Source organism: Parabacteroides goldsteinii (genome assembly GCF_020091425.1).
Taxonomy (GTDB): domain Bacteria; phylum Bacteroidota; class Bacteroidia; order Bacteroidales; family Tannerellaceae; genus Parabacteroides; species Parabacteroides goldsteinii.
Map to the genome: position 1 here is coordinate 4,191,004 of NZ_CP081906.1, position 19,868 is coordinate 4,210,871.

At 38.0% G+C, this 19,868-nt stretch carries 14 protein-coding genes and 3 tRNA genes; 10 read left to right on the forward strand and 7 right to left on the reverse strand.

Going from position 1 to position 19,868, the window contains the following annotated elements; genetic code table 11:
• Positions 1 to 74 precede the first annotated feature (74 nt).
• Complete coding sequence (locus K6V26_RS18140) at positions 75 to 1,070, reverse strand: IS110 family RNA-guided transposase (RefSeq protein WP_046145281.1); 996 nt, start codon at positions 1,068 to 1,070, stop codon at positions 75 to 77.
• A gap of 463 nt (positions 1,071 to 1,533) precedes the next feature.
• On the opposite strand from K6V26_RS18140, the gene K6V26_RS18145 reads away from it, so the two are divergent.
• From K6V26_RS18145 to K6V26_RS18165, 5 genes are all read left to right on the forward strand, one after another.
• Complete coding sequence (locus tag K6V26_RS18145; RefSeq protein ID WP_224263488.1) at positions 1,534 to 2,430, forward strand: glycosyltransferase family 2 protein; 897 nt, start codon at positions 1,534 to 1,536, stop codon at positions 2,428 to 2,430.
• 8 nt (positions 2,431 to 2,438) lie between these two features.
• Positions 2,439 to 3,302 (forward strand): beta-1,6-N-acetylglucosaminyltransferase, encoded by an 864-nt coding sequence (locus K6V26_RS18150; RefSeq protein ID WP_224263489.1) that lies wholly within the window; start codon positions 2,439 to 2,441, stop codon positions 3,300 to 3,302.
• A gap of 130 nt (positions 3,303 to 3,432) precedes the next feature.
• Complete coding sequence (locus K6V26_RS18155; RefSeq protein WP_224263490.1) at positions 3,433 to 4,248, forward strand: glycosyltransferase family 2 protein; 816 nt, start codon at positions 3,433 to 3,435, stop codon at positions 4,246 to 4,248.
• A gap of 4 nt (positions 4,249 to 4,252) precedes the next feature.
• Positions 4,253 to 5,167 (forward strand): glycosyltransferase family 2 protein, encoded by a 915-nt coding sequence (locus K6V26_RS18160; protein WP_224263491.1) that lies wholly within the window; start codon positions 4,253 to 4,255, stop codon positions 5,165 to 5,167.
• A 420-nt stretch (positions 5,168 to 5,587) separates the two neighbouring features.
• Positions 5,588 to 6,970 carry a S41 family peptidase gene (locus tag K6V26_RS18165; protein WP_224263492.1) on the forward strand — a complete coding sequence of 461 codons (1,383 nt, stop codon included), beginning with the start codon at positions 5,588 to 5,590 and terminating at the stop codon, positions 6,968 to 6,970.
• 167 nt (positions 6,971 to 7,137) lie between these two features.
• On the opposite strand, the gene K6V26_RS18170 is transcribed toward K6V26_RS18165, so the two are convergent.
• From K6V26_RS18170 to K6V26_RS18180, 3 genes are all read right to left on the reverse strand, one after another.
• Positions 7,138 to 7,211 (reverse strand) — tRNA-Asn (locus K6V26_RS18170).
• A gap of 35 nt (positions 7,212 to 7,246) precedes the next feature.
• A tRNA-Asn gene (locus K6V26_RS18175) sits at positions 7,247 to 7,320 on the reverse strand.
• Between the two features lie 34 nt (positions 7,321 to 7,354).
• A tRNA-Asn gene (locus K6V26_RS18180) sits at positions 7,355 to 7,428 on the reverse strand.
• 106 nt (positions 7,429 to 7,534) lie between these two features.
• Here K6V26_RS18180 and K6V26_RS18185 point away from each other — a divergent pair.
• Positions 7,535 to 8,512, forward strand: coding sequence for an adenosine kinase (locus tag K6V26_RS18185; RefSeq protein ID WP_007655051.1), 978 nt, complete (start codon positions 7,535 to 7,537; stop codon positions 8,510 to 8,512).
• Between the two features lie 47 nt (positions 8,513 to 8,559).
• Positions 8,560 to 10,320: a S41 family peptidase gene (locus tag K6V26_RS18190; RefSeq protein ID WP_224263493.1), complete on the forward strand. Its 1,761-nt coding sequence runs from the start codon at positions 8,560 to 8,562 to the stop codon at positions 10,318 to 10,320.
• A gap of 81 nt (positions 10,321 to 10,401) precedes the next feature.
• Here K6V26_RS18190 and K6V26_RS18195 read toward each other — a convergent pair whose 3' ends face one another.
• The 3 genes from K6V26_RS18195 to K6V26_RS18205 all read right to left on the reverse strand — a co-directional run bounded on the left by K6V26_RS18195 (position 10,402) and on the right by K6V26_RS18205 (position 13,376).
• Entirely contained in the window at positions 10,402 to 11,526 is a 1,125-nt protein-coding gene (locus K6V26_RS18195; RefSeq protein WP_224263494.1) for a metallophosphoesterase, read from the reverse strand.
• A gap of 21 nt (positions 11,527 to 11,547) precedes the next feature.
• Positions 11,548 to 12,639, reverse strand: a complete 1,092-nt coding sequence (locus K6V26_RS18200) for a metallophosphoesterase (protein WP_224263495.1) — start codon at positions 12,637 to 12,639, stop codon at positions 11,548 to 11,550.
• A gap of 104 nt (positions 12,640 to 12,743) precedes the next feature.
• Positions 12,744 to 13,376, reverse strand: a complete 633-nt coding sequence (locus K6V26_RS18205; protein ID WP_224263496.1) for a SagB/ThcOx family dehydrogenase — start codon at positions 13,374 to 13,376, stop codon at positions 12,744 to 12,746.
• Positions 13,377 to 13,576: 200 nt separating this feature from the next.
• On the opposite strand from K6V26_RS18205, the gene K6V26_RS18210 reads away from it, so the two are divergent.
• From K6V26_RS18210 to lacZ4, 3 genes are all read left to right on the forward strand, one after another.
• Positions 13,577 to 16,063, forward strand: coding sequence for an outer membrane beta-barrel family protein (locus K6V26_RS18210; RefSeq protein WP_224263497.1), 2,487 nt, complete (start codon positions 13,577 to 13,579; stop codon positions 16,061 to 16,063).
• Between the two features lie 187 nt (positions 16,064 to 16,250).
• Positions 16,251 to 16,655, forward strand: a complete 405-nt coding sequence (locus K6V26_RS18215; RefSeq protein ID WP_046145386.1) for a hypothetical protein — start codon at positions 16,251 to 16,253, stop codon at positions 16,653 to 16,655.
• A gap of 773 nt (positions 16,656 to 17,428) precedes the next feature.
• Positions 17,429 to 19,465 (forward strand): beta-glucuronidase LacZ4, encoded by a 2,037-nt coding sequence (gene lacZ4, locus K6V26_RS18220; protein WP_224263498.1) that lies wholly within the window; start codon positions 17,429 to 17,431, stop codon positions 19,463 to 19,465.
• The last annotated feature ends 403 nt before the right edge of the window (positions 19,466 to 19,868 follow it).

Below are 19,868 nucleotides of genomic sequence, written 5' to 3' on the forward strand. Positions count from 1 at the left end.
AGACATAATTACTCTTCAGAAGTGTATAGCTACTTCCTAAACCTAAGATGTTTTCGAAATTAAGGGCCTTTTTATTATACGACTAATGTTACAAATGGAGTCTGTCTTCGTATCACAGCAAAAGACCTTGCTATGATTTTGGCTCTTACAGCATTGATTACAGATGCTTTATGTTTCCCCTCCGCTATTTTCCTTTTATAATATGCTTTCATCTGCGGATCCCAAGAGATGGCAGTAATAGCTGCCCGGGTAAGGTACACTTTTACTTCTTTGTTAGCCAATGGAGAAGTCTGCGTTTTTCCCCGTATGGAAATACCTGAAGTATGTTCAAAGGGAGCAACCCCGCAATAACAAGCAAACTTCCTTGGGTTGTCAAATCTTTGAAAATTGTTAGTAACACACAGTAATACAATGGCATTGATTATCCCTACACCTTTTATACTTCTTAATAACAAGTAGTTTGTGCAAAGAGAACAACTAGCGGCTATTAGTTGCTCCATAGCCTCTTCCACCTGCAGGATCTTTTCTTTTATCGACTTGAGCTGCTCTTCCAAAAAAGAAATGGAGTCTGTCACATCAGCCAACTTGGCCATCTGGGAGAATGTTTCCAATAACTTTATGCTTGATACTTTTTGCTTGACCAAATTGTCACGTATAATAATCCATCCCCGCAGTCTCACCAAGTCTTTGTCAGGCAATTTGTATAACTCTAGTTTTCGATAGTGTAATACCGCATAGTTCGCTATTCTTTTAGCGTCAATGCGGTCATTTTTGCCTCGTTGCAAGCCTATGGACTTCTTGATGGTCAACGGGCAAACCAAAGCTAGGGAAAAACCCATAGAGGCACTGGAAACAGATAACTCTGTGACATAACTTCCCATGTTTTCAGCACAGAACAAGAGTTTGGATAAAGAGAGATGATAACCTGCTATCCAATCTAATAAAGATTGGATCCCTTCTGAAGTGTTATCAAAAGACTTGTGAGACAACTCTTTTTCGTCCGCAGACATTAAGGATGCATCGAAAGTTTTTTTCCCTACATCAAGACCTACAAAATGAGAATAATTCATAACTTTGTATTTACAGTATTAAACATGAAAGAGAAACAGCTAATACATTTATTAGGTCGTGAGCCTACAATTCTAACTGGCTAGGTTCTCCAATTAAGAGAGTTGCAGTCTGATTCAGCCCATAGTCATTTAAGACTAGTGTCAAAGTTAGTTCACTGCAACTCTTCTTTTCAAATATACACTTATATTTTTATTGGGATATTTAATACTGCAAATGTAAATGTGTTAAAGCCAGTTATAGGGCGAAACAATAACACACCCCCTTCCCCCTCTCAAGAGGGGAGTCAGGTACAACCGGTCAATAATCGGATAGTTCAAATATGACAAGAAGCGAGACAAATCATAAAATTCAAATGATTCTTTCGTTTTACTGATAAACACTTTTGTTAAATCAAAACAGTTTCTAAATCATATGAAAATAATTTGTATGTTTGTAAAAACCTGAATATTTATAAAAATAGCCATGGATAATATAAAAGTATTGTGCAAACCGGAAACAAACAGGGTTAATAAGCCTTCGGTAACTGTATTAATGCCGGTATATAATGCAGAGAAATATTTGAAGGAGGCTATAGATAGTGTATTATCTCAAACCTTTGAAGATTTCGAGTTCCTTATATTAGACGATGGCTCTACGGATAGCAGTCGTGATATTGTCCGGGAATATAGGGATGATAGAATTCGGTACGAAATATTCCCGCACGATTACCTGACTACTTTAAATAATGGTATAGATTTATCCCGGGGAAAGTATATTGCACGAATGGATGCCGATGATATAATGATGCCAAACAGGTTGCAGGTACAATTCGATTTTATGGAAAAGCATGCAACTATAGCAGCTAGCGGTAGTTTTTTTACATGTATAGGAAATGAACAAAATATAATAAAACAACCAGTATTGCCGGATGAGGTGTTGACATCACTTATGTTGTTTTGCGCTATAGCGAATCCCACATCCATGATTCGAAGAAGAGTAGTGGTGGATCATCATATACGTTATGATCATAATTATATTTTTGCAGAAGATTATAAATTCTGGACAGAGTTGGCAAAATACGGACCGCTGGCTAATATACCGTTGGTTTTATTGAAATACCGTATATCCAAAACGCAAGTATCGTGTGTACATAAAAATCAACAAGTAAGCATTTCACAGAAAATCAGTAGAGAGATGATATCCTATTTTTTGTCCCATATTGAAAAGAAAGAAAATAGGCTTATGGAAAGAGTTAGCAAGGAACTTATTCTTTATTTAGAAGAACAATTGAATGATTCCGCAATCTCTTTTGACATGTATTCCCAATTTATGTTTTCTTTGGTATGTGGACTTAGAAAACAAAAGTATATCAGCATATAAAATCAGTAATGAAATTTGCATATCTCATATTATGCCATAAAAATCCATCTCAGTTAGCTGATCTGATTAACACGTTACAGGATGGCAGTAACTATTTTTTTGTACATGTTGATAATAAAGTTGATATTGTACCTTTTGTGAAAAAGGAATATTTCATTCCGGATCATGTCTTTTTTTGTAATGAGCGTGTAAAAGTTTCCTGGGGAGGCTTTAGTCAAATTGAGGTTACAATGAGTTTGATTAGATTATTCGTGAAGACTGGAGTAAAGGTCGATTATGTCCATTTGTTAAGTGGTCAGGATTTTCCTTTAAAAACCAATAGTGTAATTAATGATTATTTTGAACGGCATAATGGCTTGAATTTTATAAACTATTTCCCTATGCCTTATCAAAACTGGAGCGGAAATGAAGGTATGGACAGGCTGACTTATAAATGGCTTATTGATGAATCGGGATATGAAAGAGCATGTTTTCTTGTTGAAGTTCAAAAGCAACGGGGAATGACAAGAGTTTATCCTCCTGGTTTTGAACCGTATGGGGGATCACAATGGTGGTCATTGACAGATGATTGTGTCCGGTTCATTGAACAAAATTGTGTTTCGGGAACTTCTTTATATGATTTTTACAGGAATACCTACATACCTGATGAGATGTTTTTTCAAACTATATTGATGAATTCCTTTTTTAAGAAATCTTTATGTAATGATAATCTTAGATACATTGATTGGGAGAAGGGGCCGGAATACCCGCATGTCTTGCGATTTGACGATTTTCCTTTGCTTGAATCTTCACCGTGTTTGTATGCACGCAAGTTCGATGATACAATTGATATAGAGGTAAGAACTGCTTTAAAAAACAAGATTCTGATTTGATGTTAAGTAACATATACCATGATCTTGACTTTTCCTGAATAAAATGAAATACATAAATAATATTTGTTAGATTTGCATCGTCTACTCATGTTGATTTTATTGTTCTCGGTCAATTCTAAATAAGTATTCTATGAGAAAAGAACCGGCCATATCTGTTTGTATGCCTTTCTATAATGTAGAATACTACATAGGAGAAGCCATAGAGAGTGTCTTAAATCAGTCTTTTCAGGATTTTGAATTGATTTTGATTAATGATGGCTCAACAGATGATAGTGTGCAAATAGTTCAAAAATATACCGATGAACGTATAACTCTGATTAATAATTTTCATGGTTTTATAGATTCCTTAAATGCCGGGTTGGACCATGCAAAAGGTAAATATATCGCAAGGATGGATGCGGACGATAAGATGCATCCTGACAGATTATTGATTCAATATAATTATTTGGAGTATAATCCTGAGATAACGGCTTGTGGAGCCGGTCTTAAACGCTTTGGAGCGAGTGAGGACACCTATATTCCAATGATTTTGGATTCTGACGAAATAGAATTAGCTTTTACTAAGGTAAATTGCTTTACCATAGGAGTGATCAGGACAGATTTTCTGCGAACGCATAATATCCGTTATAATAAGCGATTTATATATGCTGAAGATTATAGGTTGTGGGCAGATATTGTTTTAGCAGGAGGTAAATTGTGCAATCTGCCGCAAATCTTATATTATTATCGGACACATGATAAGCAAATCAGTGTAGTCTTTGATGATCAAATGCGTAATAACTCATATATAATACGTAAAGATGTAATTAATTATTTGTTGAATAGAGACAATCTGAAATATGTGAGGCTCTGCTCAATCAATAGTATATTGAATGATCTTTACAATCAACAAATAATAGAATTGAAGGATTATTGTGAGATGATGTCTCATTTTATTGAAAACTGATTATATGAATGAATTAACTGTAATTATTCCATTCTTAAATGAAGGAGAAGAAATATATAATACCGTAAAGAATTTGCGGGAAACAGCCGGTGATGAAATAAACATCATCTTGATTAATGATGCTTCAGAGGATGGCTATGATTATGAGATTGTTGCGAATGAGTTTGCGACCACCTATATACATCACCCTAAGAGAAAAGGAGTCGCTGCATCAAGAGATGAAGGCATCGATCTCTCTCCGACTGAATTCTTTTTGTTATTGGATGGACATATGCGTTTTTTTCAGACAGATTGGGTGGAATTAATTGTTGCAGAACTTCATAAGGATAAGCGGGCATTATTTTGTTGCCAATCTATATCTTTTAAAAAAGATGAGGATGGAAACGATGTAATCGAAACAAATAGGGCTACAACATACGGTGCTTACATAGATCTTTCCGAGAATGGGGATATGCAGGCTAAATGGAACACGAAAGATCCTGATCCGGAAGAAAATGTAGTTGATATTGTTTGTTTATTAGGGGCAGCTTATGCCAGCAATAAATCTTATTGGAAATATTTGGGTGGATTGAAGGGGTTACGTGCCTATGGCTTGGATGAACAGTTTATTTCGATAAAGGTATGGATGGAAGGTGGAAGGTGCAGATTACTGAAACATGTTGGAGCAGGGCATTTATACCGGAATAGCTTTCCCTATAAGACGGAAGATGATCTTCTCTATAATAAATTTTTGGTGGCAGAGTTATTTTTGCCGCGAGAGGAAAAATATCAAGTGTTTGAATTCTGGGAAAAACAGATTCCGGCTTTGTATGAACAGACTATTGAAAAATTGGTAGAGGATAGGCTTTTTATCAGAGAACAATCATCCTATTATCGGACGATTTTCAATTGTTCTATTAATGATTATTTATTTAAATAAGTAATTCTAAATTTATTAGTTATGAATGAAAATGACTTAAAGAAAAAACAAGGGTTAGCAATCGAATTGAATATGAAATTCGATGAGACTAGCGAACTATTTAGTGAAGAACATTGAATAGTATGAAAATGGAAAAAAATGTTAGGTGGGCAATGATGATGTTAATGTGCTTTTTTGTCATTGTAGCGCTAACGTAGGAGACTGTGGATGTTCTAAAGTGAATCCTGGTGCTGTGTGCAAAGAAAATGGAATAATTTGTGTTACGGGATCACTTGAATTACCAACAATTTCGACTCCAACCTTGACTAAGCCAACATTGGCAGGTCAGTAAACTATAGTTAGCTTCCATTTTAGTAATAATTGATTATTTACTAAGATGGAAGTTGATAATTATTATATGTCGTTGTTAAATAATATTCAATGAATAAGTTTATTTATATTATTGTCTGCATTATTCTTTATATACCATTACTTAAATCTCAAGATTTGATAATAGAAGATATGAAGTATGATATTCATTACTATTTTGATTTATTGAAAAATAAACATCCTAATTTGTATGTGAAATATAATCAATTTCAATATGATTCTTTAGAAAATGCTATAATGAATAGAATTACAGCTCCATTGTCTTATAAAGATTTTAACAGGATGTTGTTAACTTTGAATCAATATACTGATGGACATACGCAAATATTGACTAATCAAATATGGGAAGAACAGTATAGTCAACATTATTTTCCTTATATTTCTATACATCACGATTCTTTATTGGTAGATGATAAAATATTATTAACCATAAATAACGTCAATGCAAATGTGATTATCAATGAAATTCGTAGTTCTCTAAGTTGGGAAAATAATCCATTGCTTAATGAGTTAACTACTAATTATCGATTGCCCAATTATTTATTAACCTTCTATAATATAGATTCTCCCTATCATATTCAGTTGCAAAGTAAGAGCACAGGTGAAATAGAGACGGATACTATAGAAGTGAAAAATGCAGTTTTTAGAAAAGATCCTCTAAAATATCATTTTAAGTTCTTTCCAGAGGAGTCTATAGCTGTGCTTTTTTATAATACATGTTATTTGGAAAGCGAAGAACGGCATTTGTCTCAGGTTTTGTCGACTGCGTTCAATAAGATAAAACAAAAAAGAATTAAATATCTTTTTATAGATATTCGATTAAATGGAGGAGGGATTGGTCGCTTTAGTGAATATTTTCTCAATCATATAAATTATAGGAAAAACAAATGTATATATAATATGAAGGTTAATATCAACCAGGTTGAGGATATTATTAAAAATGAAATTAAACATGATCCTAAGCAGATAATGAAAGATTGTGGTATTAATATATTTAAGCGATTTGTGGTGAAAAGAAAATTGAAACTGGCCGATAAACTGTTGGTGGATTTTAAAACTACCGGCATTCTGAGTATGCCGATAATACTTCCCGGACAATCGAAAGGATTTGATGGGGAAGTGCTCGTTATTCAATCTAGAAAAACATATTCTGCAGCTATAGGCTTTACTGAACTGATAAAGCAAAGGAAAATGGGTTTTATTGTTGGAGAAAAAGGAGGTCAACCTTTTGATTTTTGTGGTGATGTAAAGTATGATACATTGCCAAATTCAAAAATATCAATAATGTATCCTACACGATATAACTATTTTACTCATTCCATTCCAACAGAAGACGGATTTCTTCCACCAGATATCCCTTATGATGTCTTTGATAAAGACTTGACTGTAGATGATTATAAAGAAATTATTAGACTTAGCAATAAATTAAAGTGATCATATTATGTATAAAACTAGTTTCTTTGGGATACAATTGATTGATATAGTGATGTGTCATCGGGATGATATTTTGCAAAAGCTATAGTTTTCGGACTTAGTTATTCGATTCCGGTAGGAGATACTATATAAAAAAAGAGATACCTCACTGAAGTATCTCTTTTTCGCTCTTCCTCTTGGACTTGAACCAAGGACCCTCTGATTAACAGTCAGATGCTCTAACCAACTGAGCTAAGGAAGAAAATATGTCTTTCAGTCTTTCCCGATGTCTTTTTGCTCTTCCTCTTGGACTTGAACCAAGGACCCTCTGATTAACAGTCAGATGCTCTAACCAACTGAGCTAAGGAAGAAAATATGTCTTTCAGTCTTTCCCGATGTCTTTTGCTCTTCCTCTTGGACTTGAACCAAGGACCCTCTGATTAACAGTCAGATGCTCTAACCAACTGAGCTAAGGAAGAATTTTCAATCTTTCAGCGGCTTGTTGTATGCCTTTCTGAAATTGCACTGCAAAAGTAGAGGTTCTTTTTGAAATATGCAATATCTTTGCAGAAAAAATTTGAAAAAATGAATACGATAGGCTTAGGAAACGCTTTGGTAGATGTTTTACTTCGGTTAGATAGTGATGATGTGCTTGCAGAAGTGGGTATAAAGAAGGGGGCAATGGATATGATCGGTCAGGAACAGATGATCGCTATCCGTAAAACACAGGAACGGTTGGAGAAAAGCCAGGCTCCGGGTGGCTCTGTTTGTAATACGATGCGTGCAATGGCTTGCCTGGGAGCAAATACCGGTTTTATAGGAAAGATCGGTACGGATGCGGTTGGTGAATATTATGAAAAGGCGTTGCAGGATGCGAATGTGTCTCCTTATTTTATAAAGACAGAGGGTATTTCGGGCAGTTGTACCGTATTGATCTCAAAAGACGGTGAACGTACGATGGGTACATTCCTTGGTCCGGCTCCGACGATTACGCCGGATGAAATAAAGGAGGAGATCCTTAGCCGGTATAATTGTATATATATAGAAGGATATTTGTTGGTAAACGAAGAGTTGGTTCGTACTACCATGCAAAAAGCAAAGAAACTGGGATTGAAAGTGGCTCTCGATCTTTCTAATTTTAATATTGTAAATGCATTCAAGGGATTGCTGGATGATATTATTCCTGAATATGTCGATATTCTTTTCTCTAATGAAAGTGAAGCAGAGGCTTTTACTGGTCTGAAAGCAGAGGAAGCGGTAAAGGTTCTTTCCGGAATGGTAGAGGTCTCTTTGGTTACTCTGGGTAAGGAAGGTGCGTTAGTGGGAAGTAAAGGACAGGTCATTGCCGTTCCGGCAGAAGGAGGCAAGCCGGTCGATACAACCGGAGCAGGCGATCATTTTGCTGCCGGGTTCCTGTATGGGCAATCTGTGGGAGCTACATTGGAACAGTCGGCCCGGATCGGTTCGCTTCTGGCCGGATATATTATAGATGTGATCGGGGCTCAGATCCCGGATGACAAATGGGAACAAATAAAGTTAAAAGTAGATGCGATATTATCCTGAAAAGGGTTTTATGTATACATTTACATCGTTAATTAACTAAATATTCTATGTTTAAGAAGGTACGACGAGAAAGATTGATAGGTTTGTTTTGCTTATTGCTCCTGGCTGGGAGTATTTTGCCGGGACAGGCTCAGAAAGATAACCGCTTTGAAGTAAGTAAGAACCTGGACATTTTCAATGCTTTGGTGAAAGAGGTCGAAATGTTCTATGTGGATTCGGTGGATGTTGAAAAAACAGTCCGGAGAGGGATCAATGCCATGTTGAGTGGGCTGGACCCTTATACTGTCTATTATCCGGAACAGGATATGGATGAACTGAAAATAATGACTACCGGCGAGTATGGCGGTATCGGTTCTTATATCCGGGAACGGAAAGATGGGGGAGTGTATATCATCGAACCTTTTGAAGGTATGCCTGCTGCTTTGGCGGGTTTGAAAGCCGGAGACCGTATCCTGGCTATCGATACAGTCGATACGAGCAATAAAACATCCAGTGAAGTCAGTGAACTGCTGAAAGGAGTGCCCAATACAAAAATGGTATTGAAGATACAGCGTCCGAACGAAAAGAAGCCCCGCGAAGTGGAACTGGTCCGTAAGCAGATCCTGGTAGACCAGGTTACTTATTATGGTGTTCGCGGCGATGGTGTCGGGTATATCTATCTGAAAGGGTTTACCGATAAGAGCGCACAGGAAGTGAAAAATGCCCTGGAAGATTTAAAGAAGAACCATCAGATAAAATCATTGATCCTGGATTTACGGAATAACGGAGGTGGTCTGCTGGAAAGTGCCACTCAGATCGTTGGTATGTTTGTCCCGAAAGGAAAAGAGGTGGTATCGACCAAAGGTAAGGTTAGCCAGTGGGACCGTACTTACCGTACATCCAATGAACCGATTGATACGGTTATGCCGATGGCAGTCCTGATCAATGGCAATTCGGCCTCTGCTGCCGAAATTGTTTCCGGCGCATTACAGGATATGGACCGTGCTGTATTGGTAGGCCAGCGTTCTTATGGAAAAGGCTTGGTACAGTCTACCCGTGAACTTCCTTATGAAGGGCGTCTGAAAGTAACAATGAGTAAATATTACATCCCCAGCGGCCGTTGCATCCAGCAGATGGATTATTCCCACAGGAAGGCGGACGGCAGTGTGGCTGCTATTCCGGATAGCCTGACATCTGTATTCTATACATCGAAAGGGCGTCCTGTCCGTGACGGTGGCGGTGTACGTCCGGAGTTTGAAATAGAGGAAGAAGAGATGCCGACTATCATGTATTATCTGGTGACCGATTTTGTCCTGGTGGACTTTGTTACGGATTGGGCACAGAAACATAAGACAATTCCTTCTGTGGAAGAGTTTACTGTTTCCGATGAGGATTTTGAAGCATTCAAAAACTATGCGAAAGAAAAGAATTTCACTTATGACCGTCAGAGTGAAAAGATTTTGAAAAACCTGAAAGAAGTAGCTCAGTTAGAAGGCTATACAGACAGGGATTCAACTATTTTCACTGAACTGGAAGCCCGCTTAACTCCAAATCTGGACCGGGATTTCGACCTTTATAAGGATCAGATTAAAAAGTTACTGGCTTCGGAGATCGTAAAACGCTATTATTTCCAGAAAGGCGAACTGCTTGAAAGCCTGAAAGATGACGAAGTACTGGATAAAGCGATCGAAGTTCTGAGCAACCCTGAATTATATAGCAAGACATTAAGCACCCCGGAAGAAGGAGAAACCAAACCGGCTGACGAAAAAGCTGATTCGTCGACCAAAGGAGGTGATATAGCTTATGTATTTGATAAGACTGTAGGATAGAATCTATAAGACCGATATATTGAGGGAGTAAACAAAATTGTTTATTCCCTTTTTTATTTTGTGAAAAGGATTTCCGGCTTTCTATTTGAATTTAATATGTAGAACAACCAATTCGGATACAGTCCCAACCCGGTAAGGAGGGCCGGCTATGCCTATGCCGGAAGATACATAAAATTGGGTCGGACCTTTTTTATGATAACCGTAGGGGCATTCATAGATCAGCTTCATTAACAGGGGATAGGGCCATAACTGCCCGTTATGGGTATGTCCGTGAAGTCCCAGATCCACGCCGTTCATGGCCATTTCTGCAAATGACCAGGGTTGATGATCCAGAACAATAATCGGTTTGGTGGTATCGATATCTGCCATTAACGTATGTAAAGCCTGCCGTTTTTTATTGATATAATCGTCTCTGCCGATCAGGCAGAAGGTTGAATCGGGTTGTACGACCGAGTCGATCAGATGTACGGCTCCGGTTTTTGCCAGCCAGCGATATTTGGCAAAACGGTTGGCGCGGTATTCGTGGTTGCCGTTTACAACGTATACACCCAGCGGTGCTTTTAGTTGCTGTAAATCATCTTCTATATGTTCCATCTCGGCAAAACGGGATTCGTAATCCATAATGTCGCCCACCAATACGACCATATCCGGGTGTTGGGCGTTACTTAGTGCGACATAGCGTTGGACCAGCTTTTTACCGATCACTTCGCCGATATGCAAATCGCTCATCATAACCACAGTCAGGCTGTCGCGGTCGCTGCTCCCTTTGGGCAGAGTGACATATACGTCTTTGACTATCGGGTAGGCGACGGTTAGGTAGGCTTTCACCATCAGGCAAGATACTCCGGCTATAATTACAAAAAACAGGGTTAACTTAGCCTGTTTCCAATGTTGTGTCAGCCATTGGGGAAACCAATGGAAGAAACGGTCGGATAGTCTGAGCACTTCCAGCGTCAGCAATGAAAGCGTGATATAGACGGAAGCAATATACCAGGTGTTGCAGATATATTGGATCGTGGTCATTATATGATCCGGCAATTCCTTGCGGAAGAAAAATCCGAAGAAGTAAATCGCCAGTTCCAGTATAAAGAATAATGTATAAGGAATACGCCAGCTTTTTTTAGCCGGTATTGCCTGATAGCCCCTCCAAAAGATATAGGGATTCAGTAACAATTGTGCTACTATCGATTGAATAAAGACTTTCATACCTGTTTGCCTTGTGTGGCTTTATTTGAATGCAATATTGAATACCACCATCTCGCTGTTCGTCCCGATCCGGAAAGGAGGTCCCCAGAGTGATAAGCCGGAAGATACATAGATATGGCTGTTACCCCATTGTCTGTATCCATAACTTTGCTCGAACAAGCGGTCTGTCAGCAGGTTCATCGGCCAGATTTGTCCCCGATGCGTGTGTCCGCTGAATTGAAGGTCTATGCCGGCTTTCTCTGTTTCCTGCAGGTCATACGGCTGATGATCCAAAAGAATAACAGGTTTATCCGGATCAATGTTTTGCGATAAAGCCTGAAGGGATAAGCGTGACGGATTATGACGGTCGTCACGTCCGGCTATCTGAAGCCCGTTGGGTAATGTAACTACTGTGTCGCGTAACAGTTTGATCGGGGTCGATTGGATAAAATCAACGCTTTTCTTTATTCCGCTGATATATTCGTGGTTTCCCGGAACCATATAAATGCCTTGCGGCGCTTTCAGTTGCGAAAGCTCTTCCTGCATATTCTCTGCATAAAGAGGTGTTACGCTGTTGTCTATCAAATCTCCTCCGATCAGGATCAGGTCCGGTTGTTCGGCATTGATCATGCTTACATATTTCTTCAGCTGTGCCTTGTTTGTGCCGTAACCCAGGTGGATGTCGCTTATGGCGACAACTTTCAGCGGTTGTTGATTACTGTTGACAACCTTGTTGATAACTATGTTGAAAACTTGTGTCTTCGGATGTTGATAATGATAATAGCCGTAACTTAATAGGCTGAGCGTCAGTAGGAGAGATATGTAAAACCCATATTTAAAACTCCCGTTGAAAAGTTTGAATATATCGAACGCAACCATGAATAATACCATATACAAAGTAAAAACCAGCCAGCCGGTTCCCACCTCATGTATGGTATGTGCCATCACATCCGGATATTTTACATTCCTTGCCAGCATACTGACTACGAATGCAAGTGCACAACTCCAGAATAGAACTGTCAGAAGCACCTTTACGCCGAAAGGCTGGGCCACAAGCGTCTGTGCCCCTCTGATAAATATATAAATATTCCCTGCAAAGTAAACGCAAAAAAGAGCGATGAAAATTGTAGGCATTTTGTCAAATTTTCGGCAAATGTACATAATAATCTTCAATTCATTTGTGAAAAAAGGTTTTGGCGTATAAGTAGAAAAATGTTTCACATCTGACAATGTCTGATTTATTTCGGATAACCAACCGGGTTATTCATCATCAATACCTGGCTGTCCGTCAGCTTGAGAATTTTCTTCAGTGCGGCCTGATCCATGCTTGCTCTCGGTACTGTAGACAATCCTATGCCAGCACAACATAAGTTTATATTTTGTGAAACGATACCGGCATCCATTGCCGCCATCAGTTTTGTGTGATCCCCGACATTACCGAAACGGGAAAGATCGGATACCAGAACGAGACAAACGGGAGCATCTTTAACAAAATCCTGTCCTCCTCCAACGGCAGCACGATGATCTCCCTTTGCTATCGGATTCAGTGCATGTGCTTTTGCGTCATACAGATAGGCACCATTTTTCATAATAACATACACATCGATGTCCTGTTTGTTCAAAGCCGACGGGGCCGTGCGTTTTCCGTCTGTACGGTTAATGCCGTTGGCTGCCCATAACAAATCTGAAAGATCCTGTGCGCTTAGTTCTTTCGCAGCATATTCGCGGTCGGAATGACGGTCGGAAAATGCTTTCATAACAGCTGTCCCGCGAGCCTTGTCCGGGGCATTGAGTTTAATGACTTTAAGATCCTGTGCATTCATAACGGAAATGAATAATAAAGCGGTTAAAATGATTGAAATCTTTCTCATATCTATATTTATTAATAGTAATTCCTACAAATTTAAAACAAATTCATCTAATCGAACAGCAAAATACATCTTTTACAAATCTTTAATCCTGCTAAATACGAAGGTTTCGTAGAATCTTATACATTTGCATCGGGTTTACACTATTTTTTAAGTAATAAATATAATAAATCAATCGATAACCTCTAAATTCTTTAAATTTGATGAAAGAAAAACTGCTCTACTTAGTGTTGGTGTTGATGATGACTGTGCCTTTGTGTGCGCAGAACCAGAATGCCGCTGATTACACGATCAAGGGACAGGTAGTTGATTCCCTGTCTAATGAAACAGTTCCTTATGCCACGTTGAGTATCGCTTTGGCAAATGCGCCCCAGAAAGCGATCAAACTGTTGGCCTGTGATGATGATGGAAAGTTTACCACCACATTAAAACAACCCGGTACATACATCATGTCCATGCAATCTTTAGGAAAGCTTCCTGCCGTAAAACGTTTTACATTGTCTGAAGGTAAGAAAAGCTTGAATCTGGGTAAATTGTTTATGAATGATGACACCCAGCAATTGAAAGAAGTGACGGTCACTGCCCAAAAACCATTGGTAAAAGTTGAAATTGATAAAATCACTTACAGCTTAGAGGATGACCCGGAAGCTCAAACTAATAATACGTTGGATATGCTCCGTAAAGTACCTATGGTTACTGTTGATGGGGATGATAAAATCCTGTTGAAGGGGTCTTCAAACTATAAAATTTATATGAATGGTAAACCCTCAAACTTGCTGAGTGGTGAAAATACTTCGGACGTCCTGAAAGGTATGCCGGCAAGTTCTATTAAGAATATTGAAGTGATTACGGATCCGGGGGCAAAATATGATGCTGAAGGTATTGGCGGTATTATCAATATTATCACAACCAAGAATGCATTGCAGGGTTATACCGGTACTGTCCGGGCAAATGCCAGTACGTTGGGACGTATGGGCGGCGGTGGATATCTTTCTGCTAAAATAGGAAGCCTTGGACTTACTGCTAATTATAACTATAATCATAATAATTCGCCGTGGAATGATTCCTATTCGACCCGTGAAAATATGATTAAAGGGAAAGAAAGTATAATGAATCAAACCGGACGTAGTAAAAGTAAGGGGCCATTCCAGTTTGGTTATTTGGAAGCCAGTTATGAAATAGATACATTGAATCTGATAAGTGTGGGGGCAAACCTTTTTAGAGGTAATATGACTAATCTTTCAGAATATTCGGTAGAAATGCTAAACCAAAATCCAGATAAAGCTTATCATTATAACCGTAATAGTAGTTCTAAATCAACTTTTGGTTCAACAGACTTAAATGTAGACTATCAGCACTCTACCAGTAAAAAAGACGAACTACTAACGTTATCGTATCGTTTCAGTAATTCACCGAATGATAATGAGGGACGTTCTGAATTATTCAATATGTTTAATTTCCCGGATTCTATTCTTTATCCTCAATGGAATATTAATGATGCGTCAACAACTGAGCATACAGCCCAAGTGGACTATACGACTCCTATTCGAAAAAATCAAACATTTGAAGTTGGAGGAAAATATATTTTCCGTCAAAGTGATAGTGAAACATTACGGCAAATTTATGATCAGATATCCTCTGCTTGGAGAGATAGCTCTGAGGCGAATAGCGATTTTAAGCACACCCAGCATATTTATTCAGGATACTTGGGGTATGCTTTGAAATTTTCAAAATTTGGATTAAAGGCAGGAGTACGTGCAGAAGGAACTAGCTTGTCGGTGAAATATGCTAACGCACCGGAACAGAATTTTAGTACAGATTATTTTGATGTTGTGCCTAATGCCACTTTTTCTTATCAGTTGAACATGTCTCAGCAATTACGAATTGGTTATAATATGCGTATTCAACGTCCAGGTATCTGGTATCTGAACCCTTATGTAAATACAACTGATCCAGAAAATATCTCTTATGGTAATCCAAATCTAGATTCGGAGAAAAGTAATAATGTGAACTTTAATTATAGTATGTTCTCGCAAAAAATTAATATTAATGCCAGTGCTAGCTATACGTTTGTAAATAATGCAATTGAACGTTATACGTTTGTAAATAATGACGGTATTGCTGAAAGTACTTATGGAAATATAGGAAAACGTCAGCAAGTAGGAATGTTCGTTTATGGTAGTTGGAATCCGGTACCTTTATTCCGTATTTATTTGAATGGTGGTGTAAACTATACAGATATGAAAACTAATGCTTCTGAAGCAATGGATTTAGCTAATAGTGGATTTAACGGACGTGTATATGCAGGTTCGCAATTTACTTTACCGAAAGACTTTACACTGGGTGTGAATGGAGGCTACTCTTCTCCTTGGATATCTTTACAGGGAAAAGGATCTTCCTATTATTATGTGGGATTTTCAGCAAATAAGAGTTTCTTGAAGAAGAAACTGACTATTTCACTGAACATAAATAATCCGTTCTGGAAGACGATCGAGTTTAATAATACAACATCAGATCCGACATTTAGTATGCGTTCTGTAAATAAATGGAGTGCACGCGATTTTCGTATAGGTATATCTTATCGTTTTGGTACATTAAAAGAAAGTATCAAGAAGGTTCGTCGCGGTATCAGTAATGACGACCAGAAGAGCGGCGGAAATAGTAGTGGTGGCGGTGAACAGAGCATGTAATTCAGATATAAATATTTATACTGTGTTATAATGTTATTGAAATATTAACCTTGTTTATCAAAGTGTCTTCGTTTGTGCTATTTGATGTTAATGCAGAGAAATAATATTGGATTGTCATTTGAATTATAGCAAAAAATGCTTAGATTTAACACGATATTATTATATGTTTAATTAAAAATCTAAGACGATGAGGAGCAAGAAGTGTTTTATGAATTGTTTGTTGATCATGACTGTTATGATCTTTTGTTGTGCGTCATTAAGTGCTCAACTAAGAATTGAAGGTGCTACGGATGTTGTAGAAGGAACGACAGCAACGTATCGTTTAGTAAATTTGCCTTCCAATTATACTAGCATTAGTTGGAATACAAATGGATCCTCTTTTGGTGGAGATGAATATTTAAGAATTACATGGAATTATCCTGGTCAAGGATATATAAATGTAGTGGTATATACGAGTGAAAAAACTTATTATGCCGATTTGACAGTTAATATTAGACGGAAAAATTTTTCATCTAAAGAGAAAGAACAAAAAGATTACAATGATGAAAATCGTTTAGACACTAAAGTTCTGAAAATAAATAGAGATGAATAGATGTTTTGAAACAGAATTGGGTTTCGACATTATTTCATAGTCGTTTACTAGAACTTAAGTTATAATATGATTAAATTAACATTTTTGTAATAGAAAATTTATGAGAAAGGATTAGATTTATTTTAATCCTTTCTTTTTATTTTTCGCGATATGCTCATTTATTTATCAATTAGAGTTTCCTAGAGCCATTTAGGATACAATATGCGAATTGATGTTTGGGTATCTAGTTATTTATTGTTGCTCTTTGGTTTTACTTCCTGGTTTACTGAATCATAGTCTATTCGTATATATATCTTTTATGAGCTGAGATACGATAATTGCACAACAAAAGTGCAAAGAACGGTACTTTTGTGCACTTTTGTTGTGCAATATGTTGAGGGTGTATAATATGAAGGATACATCCTCTTTTTTGTTTTCTTACTATCCATTTTCATTTACCAGCCTTACTAATTCTAATTACTACGGCAACTAATCAATGGTTGATAACCATCAACCGAACGGTTCATAATTATCGGCCGATTGGCTCATAATTATCGACCAAACGGCTGACAATTATCAGCCACTAAATAGATAGGGTGGAAAATCATCTAACATACTATAGATGAGTAATGAAGAACGGTATGAAGATTCGATGTAAAGCTAATGATTTTTTTACTGTCCGCTATTCATAAAAATGCATATTTGGACAAAAAAGTACCTTTTCTTAGACAAAAAGTGTCTTTCCTATCGAAAAGTTCGTTTTATCTTTGTTACCGGAATCAGAAATAAATAACATGAAACACATTATTATTGGTTTGTTGCTGGTACTTTGCAGCACATTTACTTATGCATCCCGTAAGGAGATACTTTTGAATAATGACTGGATGTTCCGTTTCTCGCATCAGGTGCAGAAGAAGAGCGAACAAAGAGTCAATCTGCCTCATACATGGAATAGCGGCGACGCCTTATCCGGTAAACAGGATTATTACCGCGGAATGGGTAACTATGAAAAAACTCTTTTCGTAAAACCCGAATGGAAAGGAAAGCGTTTATTCCTGCGTTTTGAAGGCGTTAATACAATCGCAACGGTTTTTGTTAATTCAGTTTGCCTGGGGGAACATCGGGGTGGCTACGGTGCGTTTGTTTTTGAAATAACAGATAAGGTACAGTATGGTGCCGAGAATAAAATATTGGTAAAGGTGAATAATGCCTTGCAACTGGATATCATGCCGTTGGTCGGTGATTTCAATTTCTATGGCGGTATTTATCGTGATGTAAACCTGATCATTACCGATCCGGTGAATATTTCATTGACCGATTATGCTTCTCCCGGAGTTTATCTGATACAAAATAATGTAACGAAAGAACAGGCGGATGTGAAAGCTAAAGTCTTGGTTTCGAATGGTTCGTCTACGGCAAAACCGGTACAGGTGAATGTGAAAGTCTGGGATGGAAACAAGATTGTGCAGCAGCAGGATATAAATCTGACTGTGGATGCGAATCAGATACATACCGCAGGACTGGAATTTTCTATTAAAAATCCTCATTTGTGGAATGGGCGGAAAGATCCGTTCATGTATCGTACGGAAGTGACATTGCTGGCTGACGGACAGGAAATAGATAAGGTAACTCAGCCGCTGGGCTTGCGCTTTTATAATGTGGATGCAGAAAAAGGTTTCTTCCTAAACGGGGAACATCTGAAACTGCACGGTGTGTGCCGCCATCAGGACCGTGCCGAACGCGGAAATGCGTTGTATAAAGAACACCATGAAGAAGATGCTGCCATCATTGCCGAGATGGGAACGAATGCGATTCGTCTGGCTCATTATCCGCAGGCTACTTATTTTTATGATCTGATGGATAAATATGGTATCGTTGCCTGGGCGGAAATTCCTTTCATTGGTCCGGGTGGTTATCAGGACAGGGGATTCAACGATCTGCCTTCTTTCCGCGAAAATGGTAAAGAACAGTTGAAAGAATTGATTCGCCAGCACTACAATCACCCGTCTATTTGTTTCTGGGGATTGTTCAACGAACTGAAAACACATGGTGATAATCCGATTGAATATATCAAAGAGTTGAATGAATTAGCTCATCAGGAAGATCCGACGCGTCCGACAACGGCTGCCAGCTTCCTGTCGTACGATAGCGATATCAGTAAAATAACCGATGTGATTGCCTGGAACCAGTATTTCGGCTGGTATGGCGGTTCTCCTTCAGATATGGGAAAATGGCTGGACGCTAATCATAAGGCGCATCCGGATTATAAGATCGGTATCAGTGAATATGGTGCCGGGGCAAGTATCTATCATCAGCAGGACTCTATTAAACCAGGTGTTGCTTCGGGCTGGTGGCATCCGGAGAATTTCCAGACATTCTATCATATGGGCAACTGGGAGGCTATTGCAGAACGCCCGTTTGTGTGGGGATCGTTTATCTGGAACCTGTTTGACTTTGGTGCCGCTCACCGTACGGAAGGCGATCGTCCGGGAATCAATGACAAAGGTCTGGTTACTTTCGACCGTAAAGTGAAGAAGGATGCTTTCTATTATTATAAGGCGAACTGGAATAAGGATGACAAATTTGTTTATATCGCTAACCGCCGTCATCGTGACCGTGATACGAAAGTGACCGATATAATGGTATTTTCTAATCTTCCCCAGGTTGAATTGTTCGTAAACGGAAAAAGTATAGGTGTACAGGGACCGGATAATTATGCCACTTTTGTTTGGAATGGTGTAAACCTGAAAGACGGGGAAAATACAATTGAAGTGCGTGGCATACAGAAGAAAAACAACATAACTGATACAGTAAACTGGACTTGTAAGTAAACATAATAGATGGTTTTTTTCTACTGAATTGTAGTTCTTGCAAAAAGAATGGTAATTTAATAAAGGTTATTGGGAATTATTTAGTAGGAAAGTCTTTATGGGATAAGGTGTTAGTGATTAATACCTTATCCCTTTTTATTTTTGTGAATATAGTTCTGTGTGGACTATGTCTTTTATTTTAACTAAACAGAACGGGACAAAAGTAGCAGATTGTATAAAATATAAACATACATTTTTGTCTAATAGATATGTATAAATTGTCCATAGCTGAAAAATTAACAGATGTATAATGGCTTGTATATAAGCCAAGTATATTTTGACCGATTGTTTCAGTTAGTAAGATATCTCTAAATTCAGCCGAATGAAGAGGGGTAGAAATACAAGATAAAAAAAGATTGTTATT